Source organism: Winogradskyella vincentii, from assembly GCF_020166345.1.
GTDB lineage: Bacteria > Bacteroidota > Bacteroidia > Flavobacteriales > Flavobacteriaceae > Winogradskyella > Winogradskyella vincentii.
This window is the reverse complement of sequence record NZ_JAIUJS010000012.1, coordinates 1-17,945: the sequence shown is the minus strand read 5'-3', so window position 1 is coordinate 17,945 and position 17,945 is coordinate 1. Positions and strand designations below refer to the sequence as shown.

At 34.2% G+C, this 17,945-nt stretch carries 17 protein-coding genes; 11 read left to right on the top strand and 6 right to left on the bottom strand.

Features of this window, described 5'->3' with window-relative positions; translation table 11 throughout:
• Nucleotides 1-133 precede the first annotated feature (133 nt).
• Both LBV24_RS14610 and LBV24_RS14605 read left to right on the top strand, forming a co-directional pair.
• A complete protein-coding gene (locus LBV24_RS14610; protein WP_224479408.1) occupies nt 134-949 on the top strand; it encodes a tetratricopeptide repeat protein in 816 nt (271 codons plus the stop codon).
• Nucleotides 950-987: 38 nt separating this feature from the next.
• Entirely contained in the window at nt 988-1,491 is a 504-nt protein-coding gene (locus tag LBV24_RS14605; protein WP_224479407.1) for a hypothetical protein, read from the top strand.
• 52 nt (nt 1,492-1,543) lie between these two features.
• On the opposite strand, the gene LBV24_RS14600 is transcribed toward LBV24_RS14605, so the two are convergent.
• Nucleotides 1,544-1,978 carry a hypothetical protein gene (locus LBV24_RS14600; protein WP_224479406.1) on the bottom strand — a complete coding sequence of 145 codons (435 nt, stop codon included), beginning with the start codon at nt 1,976-1,978 and terminating at the stop codon, nt 1,544-1,546.
• Nucleotides 1,979-2,248: 270 nt separating this feature from the next.
• Between LBV24_RS14600 and LBV24_RS14595 the strand changes: the two genes are divergently transcribed.
• From LBV24_RS14595 to LBV24_RS14565, 7 genes are all read left to right on the top strand, one after another.
• Nucleotides 2,249-4,342, top strand: a complete 2,094-nt coding sequence (locus tag LBV24_RS14595; protein WP_224479405.1) for a hypothetical protein — start codon at nt 2,249-2,251, stop codon at nt 4,340-4,342.
• A 10-nt stretch (nt 4,343-4,352) separates the two neighbouring features.
• Nucleotides 4,353-5,000 (top strand): hypothetical protein, encoded by a 648-nt coding sequence (locus LBV24_RS14590; RefSeq protein WP_224479404.1) that lies wholly within the window; start codon nt 4,353-4,355, stop codon nt 4,998-5,000.
• Between the two features lie 36 nt (nt 5,001-5,036).
• Complete coding sequence (locus LBV24_RS14585) at nt 5,037-5,744, top strand: hypothetical protein (RefSeq protein WP_224479403.1); 708 nt, start codon at nt 5,037-5,039, stop codon at nt 5,742-5,744.
• 126 nt (nt 5,745-5,870) lie between these two features.
• Entirely contained in the window at nt 5,871-6,485 is a 615-nt protein-coding gene (locus LBV24_RS14580) for a hypothetical protein (RefSeq protein ID WP_224479402.1), read from the top strand.
• An 11-nt stretch (nt 6,486-6,496) separates the two neighbouring features.
• Nucleotides 6,497-6,874: a type I restriction endonuclease subunit R, EcoR124 family gene (locus LBV24_RS14575; protein ID WP_224479401.1), complete on the top strand. Its 378-nt coding sequence runs from the start codon at nt 6,497-6,499 to the stop codon at nt 6,872-6,874.
• A gap of 166 nt (nt 6,875-7,040) precedes the next feature.
• A complete protein-coding gene (locus LBV24_RS14570; protein WP_224479400.1) occupies nt 7,041-7,478 on the top strand; it encodes a hypothetical protein in 438 nt (145 codons plus the stop codon).
• Between the two features lie 356 nt (nt 7,479-7,834).
• Complete coding sequence (locus LBV24_RS14565; RefSeq protein ID WP_224479399.1) at nt 7,835-8,026, top strand: hypothetical protein; 192 nt, start codon at nt 7,835-7,837, stop codon at nt 8,024-8,026.
• Here the strand turns inward: LBV24_RS14565 and LBV24_RS14560 are convergent.
• Nucleotides 8,016-8,381: an arsenate reductase family protein gene (locus LBV24_RS14560; protein ID WP_224479398.1), complete on the bottom strand. Its 366-nt coding sequence runs from the start codon at nt 8,379-8,381 to the stop codon at nt 8,016-8,018. The two genes, LBV24_RS14565 and LBV24_RS14560, sit on opposite strands and share 11 nt — an antisense overlap.
• Before the next feature lie 241 nt (nt 8,382-8,622).
• Between LBV24_RS14560 and LBV24_RS14555 the strand changes: the two genes are divergently transcribed.
• Nucleotides 8,623-9,273, top strand: coding sequence for a hypothetical protein (locus tag LBV24_RS14555; RefSeq protein WP_224479397.1), 651 nt, complete (start codon nt 8,623-8,625; stop codon nt 9,271-9,273).
• A gap of 175 nt (nt 9,274-9,448) precedes the next feature.
• Nucleotides 9,449-10,210, top strand: coding sequence for an NYN domain-containing protein (locus LBV24_RS14550; RefSeq protein ID WP_224479419.1), 762 nt, complete (start codon nt 9,449-9,451; stop codon nt 10,208-10,210).
• Nucleotides 10,211-10,586: 376 nt separating this feature from the next.
• Here the strand turns inward: LBV24_RS14550 and LBV24_RS14545 are convergent, their stop codons facing one another.
• The 4 genes from LBV24_RS14545 to LBV24_RS14530 all read right to left on the bottom strand — a co-directional run.
• Nucleotides 10,587-11,225 carry a hypothetical protein gene (locus LBV24_RS14545; RefSeq protein WP_224479396.1) on the bottom strand — a complete coding sequence of 213 codons (639 nt, stop codon included), beginning with the start codon at nt 11,223-11,225 and terminating at the stop codon, nt 10,587-10,589.
• A gap of 9 nt (nt 11,226-11,234) precedes the next feature.
• The gene (locus tag LBV24_RS14540) at nt 11,235-14,159 is read right to left on the bottom strand and encodes an ankyrin repeat domain-containing protein (protein ID WP_224479395.1); all 2,925 of its coding nucleotides are present in this window, start codon (nt 14,157-14,159) and stop codon (nt 11,235-11,237) included.
• A gap of 5 nt (nt 14,160-14,164) precedes the next feature.
• The gene (locus LBV24_RS14535) at nt 14,165-17,296 is read right to left on the bottom strand and encodes an MAC/perforin domain-containing protein (protein WP_224479394.1); all 3,132 of its coding nucleotides are present in this window, start codon (nt 17,294-17,296) and stop codon (nt 14,165-14,167) included.
• Between the two features lie 2 nt (nt 17,297-17,298).
• A partial coding sequence (locus LBV24_RS14530) for a hypothetical protein (RefSeq protein WP_224479393.1) occupies nt 17,299-17,945 on the bottom strand: 647 nt, incomplete at its 5' end.

Sequence of the window (17,945 nt, the reverse complement as noted above, 5' to 3'; positions counted from 1 at the left end):
ATTCTAAAATACAATGTATCAACGCGTCCTTCTATTAGTATTACTAAGCTTATGCCTTAATTGCCAAAACTCCTGGAAATCTATTCCTGTGGACAGCGTTAAGATTGATACTTTACAAGGACAATCCCTTTTAATGAAGCCGTTAGTTAGCCCACAATTAGTGGCTAAGGACTCTGCTAAGGTTGCTAAATATCTCAAAGCATTAGATACCTATAATAGTAATCCTATGAATGCTGATTTTATCATCTGGTTGGGCAGACGCATGGCCTATTTGGGTGATTACCAAAAAGCAATTGGTATTTTTACAGAAGGTATTGCCAAATTTCCTGATGATGCACGTATGTATCGCCATCGTGGCCATAGATATATAACGACGCGCCAATTAGATCTGGCGATTACCGATTTAGAAACGTCGAGTGCACTTATAAAAGGAAAGCCAGATCGTATGGAACCTGATGGTATGCCTAATGCACTTAATATACCTGTATCATCACTACATACCAATGTGTATTACCATTTAGGCCTTGCGTATTATCTAAAGGCGGACTGGCAAAATGCCCTAACCAATTTTGAGAACTGTTTACAAGCCTCCACTAATGACGATATGCGTGTGGCATCCTTGCATTGGCTGTATATGATATTGCAGCGCTTAGATCGTGCTGATGAGGCAAATGCATTGCTTGAACCCATAACATTTGAGATGAACATTATTGAAAATAAGGCCTACCATATGCTACTGTTGTATTATAAAGGCGACTTATTGGATAATGATTTAGATGCCAATACCTCGGGCGGATCAAAAGAAGCCGTACATTATGGCATAGCCCATTGGCATCAGTATAATGATCAGTTGGAAACCGCAGTGGCCATGTACAAGTATCTAATGGCCAATGGTAATTGGGCAGGTTTTGGATACATCGCAGCCGAAGCCGAGTTGTCAAGATTATAGCACCATATTAAAATTTAACCATTTACACCCAATACGGTATGAAAACAATTAATACCATCCTATTTATTTTGATACTGAGTCCATTGGTTTCAGCACAAACTCAATATTATAACAGACCCGATGGTTTAGATATCAGCTTTGTGAGTACGGGTAAACTGAATTTAAACCAAAACTTTTCTAATGAGACACAGGCACGTTATGCTAATGAGAAGCAAATAGTCTCACTTGTAGCACAGCGATTTATAAGCACTTACATGTATGAAGAAATTGCCAAAAAGACAACACTGGTAAAAGATAATGCTGTTTATAGTAAGCTCACTGATATTTCAGAGGTGATCAAATTATCAAAGAAAACTAGTGAAGGACACGAATATGAGGTAAGATATGTACAAGGCAATTATGAAACCTACCATTGTTTCTTCGCTATGATCTGTGATGAGCAACAACATACAATTTATGAGATTGGAGTTGTTTGTTTAGATAAGGATGTAGATGCTGGTGAAGCAATTTTAGAAAGCCTGCGTTTATGGGATCCTAAATAAAGGTATCCCATATGTTACAGGCTATTTTAAATAACTTCTAAGATTTTACAGATTACTCACAGTCTGTTGGTGAGGTTCCAATGCGCCACCATTGCCATACGCTATCGGGAAATATGACGTTAACAACATCGCCATCACAAGAAAACTCAAGGTCAAATAGCATATCACCATCAATGGTTAATACATTAGGTTCAAATGAAAAGGTATCTGGATTGGGTATGGCCTCGCTTGTTTCAAGAGCAGTCCAATAGGCATTATCGCAATTAGTGGTTTCATCATCTACGCAGTAGTAGGTGTAACGCAATCCGTCTTTAAACTCGTACATGGTGTTTGGTGGTAATTCACTACCACCAGCATTGGCCAAAAGCCATTTGCCTTCAATGGAATAATTTAAGGAAGGATCTTCTGTGACATCTTCGTCACATTGCATTGCTAGAAGTAGGGGAATGAGGCATAAAAGTTTGAGGGTTTTGTTAAGTGTTTTCATAAATTTTTAATTGCTTTTTTTATAGAACAGTTAAGGTAGAAAAATTCCTACCGGTAGTTGCAACTTTTTTTTCATATCAAAATTAACTTTAGCGTTGTCTGTATTATATTTTTCACTAACTTTAAGACAATTCACTAAGTACCAATCCTTAAGGTACGGATTAACATAATTCGATGTTGACGCACGAAATGTAAAATTTACCCAGTATTGGGTATGTACTACTATTGTGCTTGCTATTAATTTTAACTATTAACCAAAACCAACCGAATTATGAGAATCAAAATTGTCACTTTATGGTTATTGCTCATAACCATTAGCTTCAGTTCATTAAATAGTCAAAATGCATACTTAAATGCTAAGTTCTTAGGTGAAACTAATATTGATTCATTAAAAACCGAACTTAGAAAAGTTATTAATGATCCTGTATATATAACAGAATTACAAAGTGAAGAAATTGAAGGGCTTAAAACATTTTTATCTTTTTTAGAAAATCCCTTCGATAATTCCATTGAATTTACAAAACTCGATATTGAAGAAGCATTGAAAGATGCAGATTCTATCAAAACAACTAAAGATATTGAAGGTCAAGCTGACGCTGACGGAGATGGTATTGGGGATGCATTTGATTTATGCCCTAACGAAGCAGGCTATAATTTTATGAATGGATGTCCAGCAACTTTGAAACAAGTTTCTGATTTTGAAGTATATATGAAATCGGTTCAAAAACTTAAGAATGTAGCATCTGATAATATTAAACCAATATCATTAGAAGGTGTTACTGGGTTTACTGGAAATAGTGGTTTAACATCAGTTGTAGACGGTTTAGCTAAATTCCTTGTAGATAGATCGAAAAAGGAAATTGCATTAACATTTTTTGAAAATTTCAATGATAGATTAAATACAGAATTAGAAATAAAATTTAAAGAAAATGGTAAGGATGTTACTATAAAAGTGAATCCTTCAGAATTAATGCCAACAACATATCTTCTATTACAAAGTAGTGAAGCTTATGCAATACCATCTATGGGAGAAACCTGGATAACAGCTTTTAAGTCAGATTTAGATAATCTACCGTTAAACACATTAAATGCCTTAAAAGCTTCTCCTGAATTCAAAGAAAGTATTGTGGGTCATTATACTTTGGTAATAGGTGATTTAATTATGGAATTAAAAGAAGGTACTCATCCTCAAATAATTATTGAAAAGTTAAGTGAGGAGTATAATGACAACAAGTTCAGAATCGATCAATTTTTAGGCGCATTTAGTCTAATATCAGCTAATATTATAAAAGGTGAAAATGGTGATTTAGTTTGGGCTGAACTAAATGATATTACAAGTATGACTCCTGACGAACAGGGCTATTTCTTCGGTTGGATTTATCAAGAAGGTCGAAGTAAGAATATCATTTCTAGTGTCTCTGAACCTCAAATAATATATGCTGATACAAAATTAGTAATCCAGCAAGTAGATGAAATTAAGAATTTATTCAATGATATCAAAGCTATAGCTGATACTAAAAGTGATGATTATTTATTGAAATATTCAGAACTAATTACATCGACAATTGAGTCTTTAAATGGAATAAATTCACTTTCTTTTATTGATGGTACTAATTTTGGTATAAAAAGCGATGAATTTCTCAACAAACTATTACCGCTTTCGAAAGACCTGAACAATTTTTTAAATAGTATTAGTGAAAAATCGTATGGTAAAAGCTTAATACATACATTAAGCTTTCTTAAGAACATTACTGGTTTAGAAAATGACAACAAGTTAGTTAAGCAGGTTTCTTTTTATGGTAATTTCCTTGTAGATATGGTAAATGCCTCAGAATTGAAAGATGGAGCATCTAATGAAGTCACTCAAATTCTGGATAAATATGCTTTACCAGTGAGTTCTTATCGAATTAAAAGACAGGCAAAGTGGTCCATAGATTTAAATGCATATCCAGGTATTTCCGCTAATTATGAATTTTCAGATAGTGATAGCGGTAGCTTAGGTATTACAGCACCAATTGGATTTAGTTTTTCCAAAAAGAATAAAAAAGATAAAAACGAATCTGCGTCTCATAGTATATTTCTATCTGCAATAGATATTGGTGCACCTTTTAGTTATAGACTTACTAACGATGAAGCTGAAGGATTGCCTGAAGAAATTACTTGGGAACAAATATTCGCACCAGGATTATTTTATGTTCATGGATTTAGAAATTCACCATTTGCTATATCTGTAGGGGTGCAATATTCTCCACTACTAAGAAAAATTGAAGAGAACAATGTCTTAGATGAAAAAAACATTATTAAAGTATCTGCTTCTTTAGTAATAGATATACCTATGTTCAATCTAGCTAGAAGTTCAAATTAAAATTTGGTATATGAAAGTATTTATTTCATTTATTGTTTTAATACCTCTTTTTGGAATGAGTCAAGACAATATTAATAAAAACTCAATTGAGTTCAACAAAAGTCTTTACACGGATTCAATTACAGTTGGGAGATTTCATGTAAGGTTTACAGATCAGTTTGATGACGCTGATAAGATGAAAACTAAAAATGGCCTTTTATGGTTGGATGAAGTAATGGATAAAGATAGTTTTAAAAGTAAAGTTGTAAAAATGCGTTATAAGAATACACGAATAAAAAATAAGGTTAACAAAAAGTGTAAGGCTGAAAACAGAACCAAAAAGCGATATAATGCCGAAGAAATATTTGAATTATTAGTTAAAGGAAATGACGGATTAGGGAATTTAAATGACCAAATAATTGATTTATATTTAGACCTGGATCCAGATTTACGTGGTAATGTATTGGGAAGTACATCCTGCGGGAGAATAAAATCTGGTAGATTATTCTTTGAGAACAATTCCAAGGAAAAGTATGCTTCGCATCTAATACACGAATATATGCATGTTTTAGGATTTAATCATTTTCTAAATAAGCCACTTTTCAGAAGCTTTTTCTTAAAGAAGAACGATCCACCATATCAAATTGGGAAATTGACTAGGGCATTAATTCCGCAATAAGATTGGTCTGTTTTTATGAATCTTAAAATAAAGCAAATGCCAACCACAGACCTCCAACACTCCGATTATCGCATACGTAAGCTCATAGGGACGCTTGGGTTATTTCTGCCTATTGTATTACCATTAGCGGCTTGGGACTTTTATGCCTCAATTAGTCATTACTATTACAGTACCTTACCTTCGCTTATATTTATAATTATACTCTCTGCTTTTGGCTTGTTTTTACTGTCCTATAAAGGCTATAAAATAGATAAAGCTACAGAGACCATCAGTGATGACTTTTTAACCAACATTGGTGGTTTGGCGGCATTAGTGGTAGTGTTTATACCAACCAGTTGTATGGGAAGTACAAATGTGGATATTGATACCATGTGCAAAGCTTGTGAACTTCCACTTTTTGGACATAACAAAGATTGGGCTAATTCGGTTCATTTAATAAGTGCTGGTGTGTTTATCCTCTGTATGGGTTGGATGTCGCGCTACAAGTTTACAAGAGGCTCAGATGATGGCAACCATAGCCTGTACAAATGGTGTGGCAACTTGGTATTTATTTCCGTAGCATTAATACTAGTTTGCATTGCCATAGAGCATTTTATCACAGAAGCGTTTATTATCCATGATTACTACGTCTATATTTTTGAAACCACAGCCGTGATACCCTTTGGGATTTCCTGGTTGGTAAAAGGCAAAGCCATAGATGATGTTAAGGCCATAGGAAAACGGATGTTTGGGGTTAAAAAATAATATGATAAATGTCATTTAAACATAGATTATACTATTGTAAATTTATTTTCCCTTTAAGATTTTTTAATAGCTTTTAGATTACTACCCTTATAAAATTAAACTTATTTATAAACCTATAATTTACTTATGAAAAGAATTTTGATAATTGTACTTTTAATAGTGCAACAGTATTCATATGCACAAAACACTGAAGAAATATTAATACCTGTAGGTTTGGCGGCATTAAGTTTTGTCGCTGCAGACGCTGACAAAAAAGAAGTAGCTAAAGAAATTAGCCAGTTTAGATCCAAGGAATATATAATGAATTATATAATTGGTCCAGCTGGTGAAAACGAAATCAAGTTTGAAACAGAAAGTCTTGCTTCAGATAATTCAGCAGGATTAATTTCTGTTGCTTTTAATTGCTCAGAAGTTAATGAAAAAGGACTGCTATTAGCCTTTTTTGGAAATAATAAGGATGCAAACGGAAATATAGGTACTGCTTATGGTTTTAGATATATTCCTTTGAATGAGGCGCAACAACTCTTAAGGCGTATAAATAAAGTTAAAGAAAAGCATAAGGATTATATGAAGGATGAAAATGACGTTAATAATGTTTACATAGAATACGAGGATATTAAATTTATACTTTATCGCGATGGTGGTGATAAAGTGCGGGTGTTCTGGAATGGCTTTGAAGTCATTTGGGAACGTACGGCATTTGACAGAACCAAGAGACGACTGGATCGTTGGTTTAATTAATTCTAGTTGTTATGAAGATTAAATGCACAATTATATTGTTGTTTATATCCATACAGATTTTAAGTTCTCAAATTAGCGCAGTTAAAGATCAGGTAGAGGAATCCTATGAATATTATGAGGATGCCATCCAAGACGAGTTTGAAAAGTATTGGCAACAGGAGAAAATATTGGCCTTGGCAAAACTCTGTGAGGAAGAAGGCTTAGATAAGAAACAATTTAATGCGTTACTAGAAAGTTATATTTACAGTGGTCAAGAACCTATTAGAAATGAAGTATTTAAATGCTTAGATAATCGTCCAAGTATTTTAAAAGCACGAGAAATAGGAGAGCGCATCATTTCAAAAATGAAGGAGTTCGTTCAAGTTTTCGTTGAGGGTATGACAGGATAATAGATTAATAAAATTATGATAGCACTAGGTTTTATTGCTGCTTTAATCCTTTATATTACAGGACATAAAAAGCAAGCAAAAATTGTACTACAAATCACGTTATGGGCGCTAATTGCCTATTTGTTAGTAATGGTAGTATTATCTATTTGATTTAATTTTTAAAGTAATGAGCATCATCAAAGACATTTACGACGTTGCCAAAGAAGGCGCCTCACAAGCCTCTAAAATTGGTGTCGTAAAACGTGCTTTGCGTACTGAGGCCAAGCTTAACCTTAAGTTTTTAATGGATGTGGCATTGTCTATGGATATAGATGATAAACGGCGTGTGGAGATTATTAAAAACCTGGAGTTGGACGAGCTTTCTGCAGCCGTACGATATGAGTTGCCCTATTTGGCGATTTCGCGTAAAAAAGTGACTAAAGAACTTACAGAGCAATACAAGATAAAACGTGCTCTAGACTATGATTTAGAAAAGCTCATAGAAAGCCTGTTCCTTATGATATCTTACCTTAAAAAAGACTATAAAAACAAGCGTATAGACCTTAATCTGCGTTTAATTAATATTAATAAATACAACAACCTGCTTATTGAGTTATTAGGTTGAGATTCCTTCGGTTCCTTCGCGCCCTCGGAATGACAATGCTAAATTTGGAGTTTTTGGGTTGAGCATTGCTTCTTATTATTGACCAATATCATACTTTCTACCACTGGTAGCGCCTACATTTGTATTGGCTAACCATTGTGTATTTTAAATGCTTATGGTTTTTACAACGTCAGTTCGAGTGGTTTTTTCGGACTAGAGGAGGAAAAAATTGTATCGAGAACTATTTAGAAAACTAAAATTCGTATTCTCGATACAAATTTTATTCGTTTCACTCCTAAAATTCACTCGAATTGACGGAATTTTATCAATATGAGCAATGGGAATTAACATTATGACATCACTAAAAACCAATACATATGAAACCATATACCAAAATAGTAGCAGTACTATTGGCTGTTGTAGCATTACTGCATCTGCTCCGCGTTGTTTTAAATTTAGAGTTATCCGTAGACAATGCCGAGATACCAATTTGGGTCAGTGTACTGGGATTTATTATTCCAGCAGTATTAAGTTATGGCTTGGTGAAAGAATCGCAAGCTAAATCTTAATAATATCCGTTGGTGTTTCTACCAGTATAGCAATATCGCCTCTGAGAGCAATAGGCTGTTTCATGATTTCTGGATTGTGCTGTATCATTTTCATCCAATCTCTGTCTGAGAAGTCGTGATGCACAAACTTACGCTCGTAAGCTGGGTGATCTTGGTTCACCAAATCCTTAATTTCTATACCTAATCGAGAGGCCAAATTGGCAATCTGTGTGCCTGTTAATGGTGTTTTTGTAATGTCAATTGAAGACACTGGTAAGCCTTCGGCTATGGCATAGACCATAGTTTGCTTGGCTCTAACGGATTTAGAACTGTAATACAAAGTGATTTGTCGTGCTGAGGTGCTTATTTTTCCCATGGCTTTAGTATTAGACGTTATTAATAATGCTTTTTAGCCTAATAAAAGTAGGAAGACCAGGTCGTTTTTAAAATGACGGGAGTCAGTGTTGAGGGGTTATGTGCACAGGTTTTTTTGGATAGGTATAAAATCTTAAAACCACACTTATGTAAGATAAATAAGAATATTATTTACCGTACATCGAAAAAATTTGTGCTTTATAGGATATAGGTCTAAATTTAGAGTCCCAAATATATCTATCATGAAAAAATTAACCACATTAGTTATTTGTATTACACTTTTACTGTCATTCGGTTGCGAAACTGAACCTGTGGAATTAGAAAGCCTGCAATTAAATTCTATAGCAAACGATTCTAGCACTACAGCAGATGATAATGAGCCAGAGGATGATGATGCATCAGACGAGGAAGAAGATGAAGCATCTTGTGAAACATTATTTGCTATAGGAGGAGATGAAGCATCCACTTGTTTTTTAAACGATGGATTTAATCGTTGGGGCTGGACTATTGGTCCATTATCAGCAGGTGAATACACCTTCGATCTGTATTCTGGTGCTGGTCAATGCGATACTGATAAAGGAACTCTTGTAGGATCCTTAAGTGTTAATTATGACGAAGCCCTTGGGACAGTTGATGTAGATTTTGACATGCTTGACGGTTTTGTATTAAATGAAACGCATTTATATGTTGGTGAACTGCCTTATCCAATAGGTAATAATGGTAATGCTACTGTGGCACCAGGTCAATATCCTCACCAAAATGAATTAGATGATGCCTCATCGGATTCTTACTCTTTATCAGATATTTCAGGAGAAATTTTCATTATTGCACATGGTGTAGTTTGTGACGATGATGACGATGATGACGATGATGATGGAGGTGGCGCATTCTAATAATATAGTAACGGCAACACTTGTCTTAATTGAGATTTAGTTATATGTTTTCTTCCTTCGATCTGAAGCTGTAGAATAGTAAAATAAATAATTAACAAAAACCATTTTATATAAAGTGGTTTTTGTTAATTAAAGCCATTACCTTTAAACCAATTATAAAGACAAAATTATAGTGATAGATATAAGATTAGCAGTGCTCATCGATGGTGATAATATACCATCTGCCTATGTAAAGGAAATGATGGAAGAAATTGCTAAATACGGCAACCCAACGATAAAGCGTATTTATGGCGATTGGACCAAACCGCATTTATCCAAATGGAAGAATATGCTCTTAGAAAATGCCATTACACCTATACAGCAGTATGGCTATACCACAGGTAAAAACGCCACAGATTCTGCGATGATTATTGATGCCATGGATATTTTGTATTCTGAGAAAGTCGATGGATTTTGTTTAGTGTCAAGCGATAGTGATTTTACGCGTTTGGCAACACGGTTACGTGAGGCAGGGATGAAGGTGTATGGTATTGGTGAAAAGAAAACACCAAACCCGTTTATTGTGGCTTGTGATAAATTTATCTATATAGAGATTCTTAAAAACCTAACGGAAGAAAATACTACGGCGTCTACAACAAAATCTAAAGCTTCTAAAAATAAGTACGATGTATTAACACAAAAAGACATTAAGCTTATCGCAGCCACCATAGATGATATTGCCGATGATGATGGCTGGGCGTTTTTGGGTGATGTAGGAAGTTTGTTGCAAAAGAAACAACCTAATTTTGATTCACGAAATTATGGTTTTCAGAAATTAACTCCCTTAATTAATTCTATTCCTAATTTTGAAACCGAACGTCGTGAGGACTCTAGAGGACGGATGAAACTTATTTACGTTAAAATCAAAGAAAATAAATCTAAAGGCAGAAAACGGTAAGGGGTTTGTGCAGCTAAATGAAACCGTGATTGCATTCTTGTAGGATGCTTAATAGGTGGGCTGTACAACTAGTGAAAACCCACAAAACTATGTGAGATTTAGAGAATCTTTTTGGTGAGGCCTTACAGCAAAAATGCCCACAATGCGAAGTGACAGAATTATCTTCGGTGATTCTTTTTGGGGAGGCTTTATATACAATTTATATCTCATAATATATTGCCTGTACTACCTAAGCCTGGCATCGTAAAGTTTATTCTGTATTTCTAGGATGTATCTCCAAAGTATGATTTAATAATTTTTGTGTGTGTTCAGCAAAGTGTTCAAATTTATTAGAATGATAATAAATAAAATTTACGATATCAGTAAAATATGAGCTCTAAGACCTAAAACCAATTTCAATAGGTGCGCCAAATGTACTGTCAATTTTAGAGTATTCTATGACCTCTCCGTCATTCAAAAAGTAAATACTATCACCAAAACTGAATATAGCTTCTAATTTAGTATTCCATGATTCTGGCCAACCTTCCCAAGTACTGAAATAGTCATAAACGGTATATTCAGATTCTATAAAATTGTATATTAAAAATGTATCATCTTTGCTGAACAAAATATTATTCTCATCCCATCTTACGGCGGCATCAAAATTATTATTCCATTCTTCAGGAAACCCTAACCATTTTTCTTTTTTGGTTAAAAACTCAGCAGTATTTACATCCATGATTCTAAATTGATCTGATTCAAATATCAAAACTTGATTTTCTGACCATTTTATAGCAGCTTCTATTTTACTAAATCCCTCTAACCGAAACCATCTCGGTTCTATTATTTCATCCGAATTTATATCATAAAGCATAAGAGAACCCCCTGAAAAAATGAGAAGCGCATTATTTTTTGCATTATATGTTGTCGCATCTATAAAAGTAGCCGTTTCTGCATCAATATATAATAGTTGAGCATAAGAACTGAAAGTGCTACTAATAAATAAAAACAATAAATATATATTCTTCAAGGTCATTTTATTCTATCATATTTTCTTTTTAGCACCTGCTTTTTTCAATGGCTTGGTAATTTTTCTGCGACTCGGAGCCGATTTTAGAACTGTTTCACCATTAGCGTTGGTTGCATTAACGTCAGCATTTGCATTTATTAATGACACTACAACATCTGCAGTTGCATCTTTTTTCTTTTTTCCTTGATAAACCGCTAAATGTAAAGGTGAATCACCATTTTTTGTCTTTACGTTTACATCAATTCCTCCATTTACTAATATGTTTACCATATAAGCATTTAAATGCTTACGGATTGATTTGTGTAATAAATTTTCACCTAAGGTCTCATCCCACCAGTCACTTCCAGAAGCTCCTGCTTTTGTTAATGCGTTTGCGGTCTCTGTAAAATTTTTATTCACAGCTATTTCAAGATATTTTTGGTCAGTAACATCTACACCATTAACTGAAATCAAATTAATAATTTTATGAGCATTAGAATTAACCGCGGGCTCTAAAGCTAATTTTGCATCTGCACCATTATTAATTATTAATTCAGTTAAGTTTGGATTATTATGTTTTATTGATTCTTTGAGATGTAATTCACTATTGGCATTTGCACCGCTGTTTATTAAGAGGGATAGTACTTTTGCCTTATTCGCAACAATTGCTGGCATTATTCCATTGTTTGGATCTGAACCTACATCTATCAGCATTTTTGTGATTTCAGTATTGCCTTGAGTACTAGCAGTGGCAATAAATGCCGGGATTGTACCATCAGCCCCTTTTTTTAGCAATAAATCAACCATTGTAACATCACCAATTTTAATAGCTGCTGGCATACCTGGGTTAGGATCAGCGCCATTTTCTACTAAAACTTGTGCCGTTGCGTGATCTTTTAATTCTGCAGATTTTTTAAGATATTCTGGTTTGTTGACATCTGCTCCAGCAACAACTAACTCCCTAACTAATTTCACATCTTTTTTAGCTATAGATATTGGCATGCCAGGATTGGCATCTGCACCTGCTAAGAGTAATGCGTTTAAAACATCTAAATTGGATTTTTCGCACGCTGTTACTACGTATTCAGAGCGATAAACATCTGCTGGTTTTGGTGCCGAGATACACATGTTGACCATAGCGACATTTCCTTTATCAATAGCTATTGGCATTGCTAAGTTTGCATCACCAGAGGCGTCTAATAAAACTTGTAGTGTAGCGATCTGGTCGTTGGTTGCTGCTTCTTTAACTCCTAAATCTGGATTTGCAGATTGCATAAGTAGCATTTCTACAATTGCTTTTTTGCCTTCTGCAGAAGCTTCATCCATTTGATCATTTGGATCAGCACCTTTGGATAGTAAAAAACTAACCATTTGTGAGTTATTGGTTTTTACTGCTGGTGCCATGCCTAAAGTTGGATTTGCATTATGAGCATCTATAGCATTTTGAGCCAAAGCCATATCTCTTTGCTCAACACCAAAAACCAATGCTTTGTTAGAAGTTGTTACATTAGGATTGGTTCCTAATATAAGGGAAACCATTTGTTTGTCTTTTTTTTGAATAACAAAATCCATAGCTTTTTCTTTATCCAAGCCTCTTATTAATAATTCAATGGCAGTTTGCTGGCTTCTATTATTTACTGCTTTTTCAAAAAGTGGATTGGTGGCTCTAGCCGTTGAGTTGTCTAATACAATATTTAAAAGTTCTACATCATCTACTTCTATTACTTTGTTTAGAGCAGTTGTTGCATTTGCTCCATTTTGTAAAAACATTTTTAGTAACTCTTTGTTTTTTGTGCTTACAACTCGGTCTAGACCTTTATTTGCCAAGCCAGCATTTGCTCCACTTTGTAATAAAGCCTTAGCTGTTTCTAAATTGTTATTTTGGACTGCTAAATCAAGAGGAGTTAACCCATTATTATCAGTTAAATTGATATTTGCACTTCCACTTTTTACCAGAAAAGAAGCAATATCATTGTCTCCACTTGCTGCTGCGTAATGCAAGGCAGATCTTCCGTTGATGCCATCTTTTAAATTAGAATCAGCCCCTTTTTTTAAGATCAAACTTTCAACTTTATCATAATCTCCAGTCCTAACGGCATCATGTATTTGAGCTGTTTTAGACGTAGTACTTAGTTTATTTGTTGTGTTTACAACAGGAGTGTTTGTAGATACTGCATTTACTTTTGAATAACCATTATTAGGAGAGGAATTAACCGCTTTAAGATTTAAGGCATATTTTTGACCTGGAAAAGACATTTTAAAATTACTACTTGAAAGTATTTGTATTTTTCTGTTATCCGCCTCATTATAATACCCAAAACCCCCTAATTTAAATTTAATGTGACCAAATAACCTACCTCTATCTTCAGTTGATAGTTTGTTTAAGTTTTTAGAATTATTTTGAGTAGACGATGTTAAATACATCATGCTTCCATCTTTGTTGTAAGATAATTTCCATGTATGAGAAATACTAAATATTGGATTAGTTTCTTTACTAGGAAGGCCACCGCCTACTATATAGGTTGTTTTATTCTTATCTTTATAGGACAAGGTAGCAGAATAATCGCCCTTTTGTAACTGTTTTGCGTATTTTAATCCAGGATTAGGTTTGGCAAATTCTCCTCTAGTCCAAGTTCCTTTTCTTCCACCATTAAAGTTAACAGCTATTATTCTTCCTCCATAACTAAAATAGGTTCTAGGTTGTCCTGATTGCCTAAATAAACTTTTATCAGTTTTATCCTGCATAAAGGTAGTTTGTTTACCTTTCTCATCTGTTAATTGCACAACACTACTATTACTAGCAACCAGTTCTAAGTTGTAATATTCTGGTGAATTTTTGTAAGCATAAAATTTACCTGGCTTTATATTAACTTTGCTACTATTTTGAGCTTCTAATTGATAACTAAAACTAAAAGCTATAATAAGTGCAAATACGTATTTCGCTTGTTTGTTGATTTTCATATTATTTAATTATTTTTTATACTAATTTTAATGCCGAATTGCATAAAGGATTCATCTCCTTGCACCTTCCCAACAGCATTGATAATGTCTTCGTTAAGCAAATTTTCAAAGGGTATGGTTTGCGCACCTGCATCTACTCTGTTGGAATAATTAAAAATGATATCATCACCGGCATCATCATACTCATAAACCTTTCCGCTTATATAAAGTTTCAGTTTTTCTATCTTTGATTTTTTGATGGTAAATTCTGTGGTTTTTCCTGATAAGTTTCTCGTAGTATTAGTGTCTAGTCTTGGAGATAAACCACTTACCAATCCATCAATTGTACTTAAGATGGTTCCTGCTTCATCCAAAATTTCTAATTTGGCATTACCTCGAATTTCTAGTGGGTCGTCTTCTGGCCAATCTTCATCTTCATTTGTTTTTACACTCGTCACTTCTACTTTTAAAGTTAAATTTACATCTAAAGGACCATCATCAACTTTACGTACACCTTGTCCAGGAAAAGTAATTGACTGATTTGGGTTTCGATTTAAAGGTATCGAATGATCCACTAGATATTGGCGTATAAATAAATCTAATAACTCTCTTTTTTTATCGATGTCTTTGTCACTTGGAAAAAACACATTGGTCAATAATTTTGTGTGAGGTATTAGAGAATAATCTATTACTACAGGAGAACGACTCACATTTGCGTCCCAATTTTCAAACTTTGTTGAGCCACCACCTCCCACAGATACAACCCGCATTGTAGATTCTAAACGTTTTTTTGAACTTTTATAGCTGTTCATCATTTTTGCTTCAGCGGTTAAACTACCTGAAGAATTACCTGTACCTAACTTGGCCAGCTCATCCATTGCTGAACCACCATTGTTGATAATAATCGTGGTTCCATCACTTTTCATAACATTATCGGAACCAAAGTTAAAGGCTACTTTTGCCTCTGTCTCCGACATTCTTGATTTAGTAATTTCTTCCTTGTTAATCTCGTTGTACATGATGTATTTGCCTCCAAACATTAGATCATTTAAAAAATGCGTACCAAATTTATCTATAATCTGTTCTTGATAAATCTTCCTATGTCTTTTTATATTACCTGGTAATTCTCCATTTTTTACTAATTTTTTACTCAGAATTACAGGTACCTTTCCTGAAGGTACGGTTAAAGCAGCCACTGACCTACGAAATGCTATATTTAAAGCTTGTCGGTACTTAGTTCCTTTGAAAGGATCTTCCCAATCCAAATCAAACGATATGATATGAGATTGATTGATCACTTTTTTAGACATTAATACCTTTTCACTACCGATGGTTTCTGTTTTTCGTTGCTTATGTCCTACCTCTGCAGAACCTCCAACAACACCACCAGAATTAAATTCTGCACCTACTTTGAGAGAAAATTCTTTTGAGTATTCACTAAAAGATTTACTCATTTTCATTTCATCTGTGGCTGTTCCAGAATTGATTCCCTTAGATATAGAACGGTTCATGCCATAAGGACCCAACCAAGATGTTTCAGAATCTTTACGCAAAATATCCCCATCTAAAGGAGATGGTACTGGAACAATCGCAAAGCTTTCTGGAAAAGATGCAATCGAAGTTGGTGAAGTTATATTCCATGGATCAATTTTAGTTAAATCTACAGTTTGAGCAATCCATTCAAATTGAGGCATTTTTTGATAAAGAAATTTATCTCTGGCATTGTCTGCGGGTTTGTGGTTATCTATGTATAAATCATTAGGATCTTTCTTTTTATTCTTACTTGCTATTTGAGATTTGGTTCCTTTATTCCATTTTGTTTTATCTCCCGTAGTTTCAATCAATTTTCCGTTTTCGTCAAAAACTACATATTGGTAAATATTGTATTTAATACCTAAAGAAATTAAATTTCTCTTAGAGCTTGTACCATAAAAACCAGAAAACGAACCTTCTGGAGGTACTTCAAATAAAAATTCTTTTTTCCCTTTTCTGCCAGCAATAGATCCAAACCAATCGCTTTTTCGTTTGTTGGTGATAAACCGCAGTGTATGAATTAGTTCCCCAGAAGTACCATCCCAAGTTCCTTCTATGCCGTTGATACATTCACCCGGAACCAAGGTAAAAATCTTTGGTTTTCCGAAAGCAAAACCTTTAGGCCCACCTTCAGTTATAAAACCTTCTTTTGAAACCGTAACAATTTCAATAGCTTGAATGGTATTGATTCCCCAAACTCTTACTTCTTTTACGCGAACTCCTCTAACCAATTTATCACTAAACTTTTCGCCTCCTGTACCACCAGCTAGTTCTGTAGTTACAGGGCTTATATTTCCTCCATCGGGAGATGTGCTTTCATCTGGTGTTCCTACAGGGCACCACTCTTCAGTATTGACATTGGGATTTAAGTTTTTGTAATTATTGTTAACTGCTATGGACGAATTAGGGTTTTGTGTAATTAAGGTGTTAGTATTTTGTGTAATAAGGCCTGTTTGTGTGCCTGAAAGTTTTTTAGGATAACCAACAGCTATAGATAGATTGTTGATATCCATGGCCAAAATTTCTCCTTTTCTAATAAAATAATAATAGCCGTCTTTTCCGTTAAATGCCGCATCTATGGATCCTGACCAAGTAGAAGGCCATCCTACCAATCTGTTTAATTGATTGGGGCTGGATGTTGTTCCTGTTCTAGGATCATAAGAGACATATTGCAATCCTTTGATAAAAATGTATGAACCATTTTCCCATTTCAATGCAGCGTCAATTTTATTTCTCCAAAACCCTGGCCACCCATGCCATTGTGCAACTCTTGATATGCTTTTTAAGGTACTCTTATCAACCTTCACAAATACGTTGCCTTTAAATAACAGGAAAGATTCTTCATCTAGGTCTAGAGCAGCATCAACCGGCTTAAAACTATGTGGGTTTGGAAATAAATCTGATGATAGTGAGTTGGGAGTGGATTTTAAACTAGGGTCGTTAGAAATAGGTTCAAAAAGAATCTTTCTTCCACTAATTAAGGTGCTATAATCTTCATTGAATGAAAAAGCAGCATCTGTTCTTGAAACAAATGGATTTCCAATTTCCCAATTATTAGTTCCTTGCGAAAAAGAATTACATGTTGTTAAAACAAAAACAAGGATTATAATTGATCTTAATTTCATAATTACGGTTTTTTTCTTTTTTTAAGAGATGCTGATTTTCTTGATTTGGTTTTTTTTGCATTATTGCTTTTTGCCTTGTTTACTTTTTTCTTGCTTTTTATTACTGGAACTGTACCCGCTTTTTTTCCATTAACAGAACCTTTATTTTTTTTACCAATAACAGGAACTGTTTTAGATTTTACGGGTGCCTTTGGTGGCGGAACATACCCTTGTTTGTTCACAGAAGCTGGCTTTTCAACACCTTTATTTTTAAAACTTTCAGGGAATTGTTTATATTGATTGCCATTAGGCATAGGTGTTGTACTAGCTTTTTTTGGTGGAGTAGAATATTGATTCTTTGCGGTGTTAGAACCTGGAGGTGCTTTTGGTGGACTTGTATATTGTGTTTTGTTTTTTAAACTTTGTGGGAAATCACCATACTGACTTGAGCTTGATTTTTTTTGAAAATTCAGCTGTCTCTCCGAAATTGTATTAGACCTATATTGAGAGCTTTCACTTTTCTTTAAAGGTAAAGTTCCATAGGAATTAGAGTTTTTACTTAACGATGAATTTATATTATCGTAAGTATTTCCTTTTTTTGACAATGGAGGCGTTACCTTGTCATATGTATTCTTCTTTAGAGGTAAGGTGCCATAGGAATTAGAGTTTT

Excerpts from the sequence above, each read along its gene's own strand:
- LBV24_RS14605 (WP_224479407.1), top strand. The coding sequence starts at position 988 with ATGAAAACAATTAATACCATCCTATTTATTTTGATACTGAGTCCATTG.
- LBV24_RS14575 (WP_224479401.1), top strand. The coding sequence starts at position 6,497 with ATGAAGATTAAATGCACAATTATATTGTTGTTTATATCCATACAGATT.
- LBV24_RS14585 (WP_224479403.1), top strand. The coding sequence starts at position 5,037 with ATGCCAACCACAGACCTCCAACACTCCGATTATCGCATACGTAAGCTC.
- LBV24_RS14595 (WP_224479405.1), top strand. The coding sequence starts at position 2,249 with ATGAGAATCAAAATTGTCACTTTATGGTTATTGCTCATAACCATTAGC.
- LBV24_RS14545 (WP_224479396.1), bottom strand. The coding sequence starts at position 11,225 with ATGACCTTGAAGAATATATATTTATTGTTTTTATTTATTAGTAGCACT.
- LBV24_RS14610 (WP_224479408.1), top strand. The coding sequence starts at position 134 with ATGAAGCCGTTAGTTAGCCCACAATTAGTGGCTAAGGACTCTGCTAAG.
- LBV24_RS14540 (WP_224479395.1), bottom strand. The coding sequence starts at position 14,159 with ATGAAAATCAACAAACAAGCGAAATACGTATTTGCACTTATTATAGCT.
- LBV24_RS14565 (WP_224479399.1), top strand. The coding sequence starts at position 7,835 with ATGAAACCATATACCAAAATAGTAGCAGTACTATTGGCTGTTGTAGCA.
- LBV24_RS14555 (WP_224479397.1), top strand. The coding sequence starts at position 8,623 with ATGAAAAAATTAACCACATTAGTTATTTGTATTACACTTTTACTGTCA.
- LBV24_RS14580 (WP_224479402.1), top strand. The coding sequence starts at position 5,871 with ATGAAAAGAATTTTGATAATTGTACTTTTAATAGTGCAACAGTATTCA.
- LBV24_RS14560 (WP_224479398.1), bottom strand. The coding sequence starts at position 8,381 with ATGGGAAAAATAAGCACCTCAGCACGACAAATCACTTTGTATTACAGT.
- LBV24_RS14590 (WP_224479404.1), top strand. The coding sequence starts at position 4,353 with ATGAAAGTATTTATTTCATTTATTGTTTTAATACCTCTTTTTGGAATG.
- LBV24_RS14600 (WP_224479406.1), bottom strand. The coding sequence starts at position 1,978 with ATGAAAACACTTAACAAAACCCTCAAACTTTTATGCCTCATTCCCCTA.
- LBV24_RS14570 (WP_224479400.1), top strand. The coding sequence starts at position 7,041 with ATGAGCATCATCAAAGACATTTACGACGTTGCCAAAGAAGGCGCCTCA.
- LBV24_RS14535 (WP_224479394.1), bottom strand. The coding sequence starts at position 17,296 with ATGAAATTAAGATCAATTATAATCCTTGTTTTTGTTTTAACAACATGT.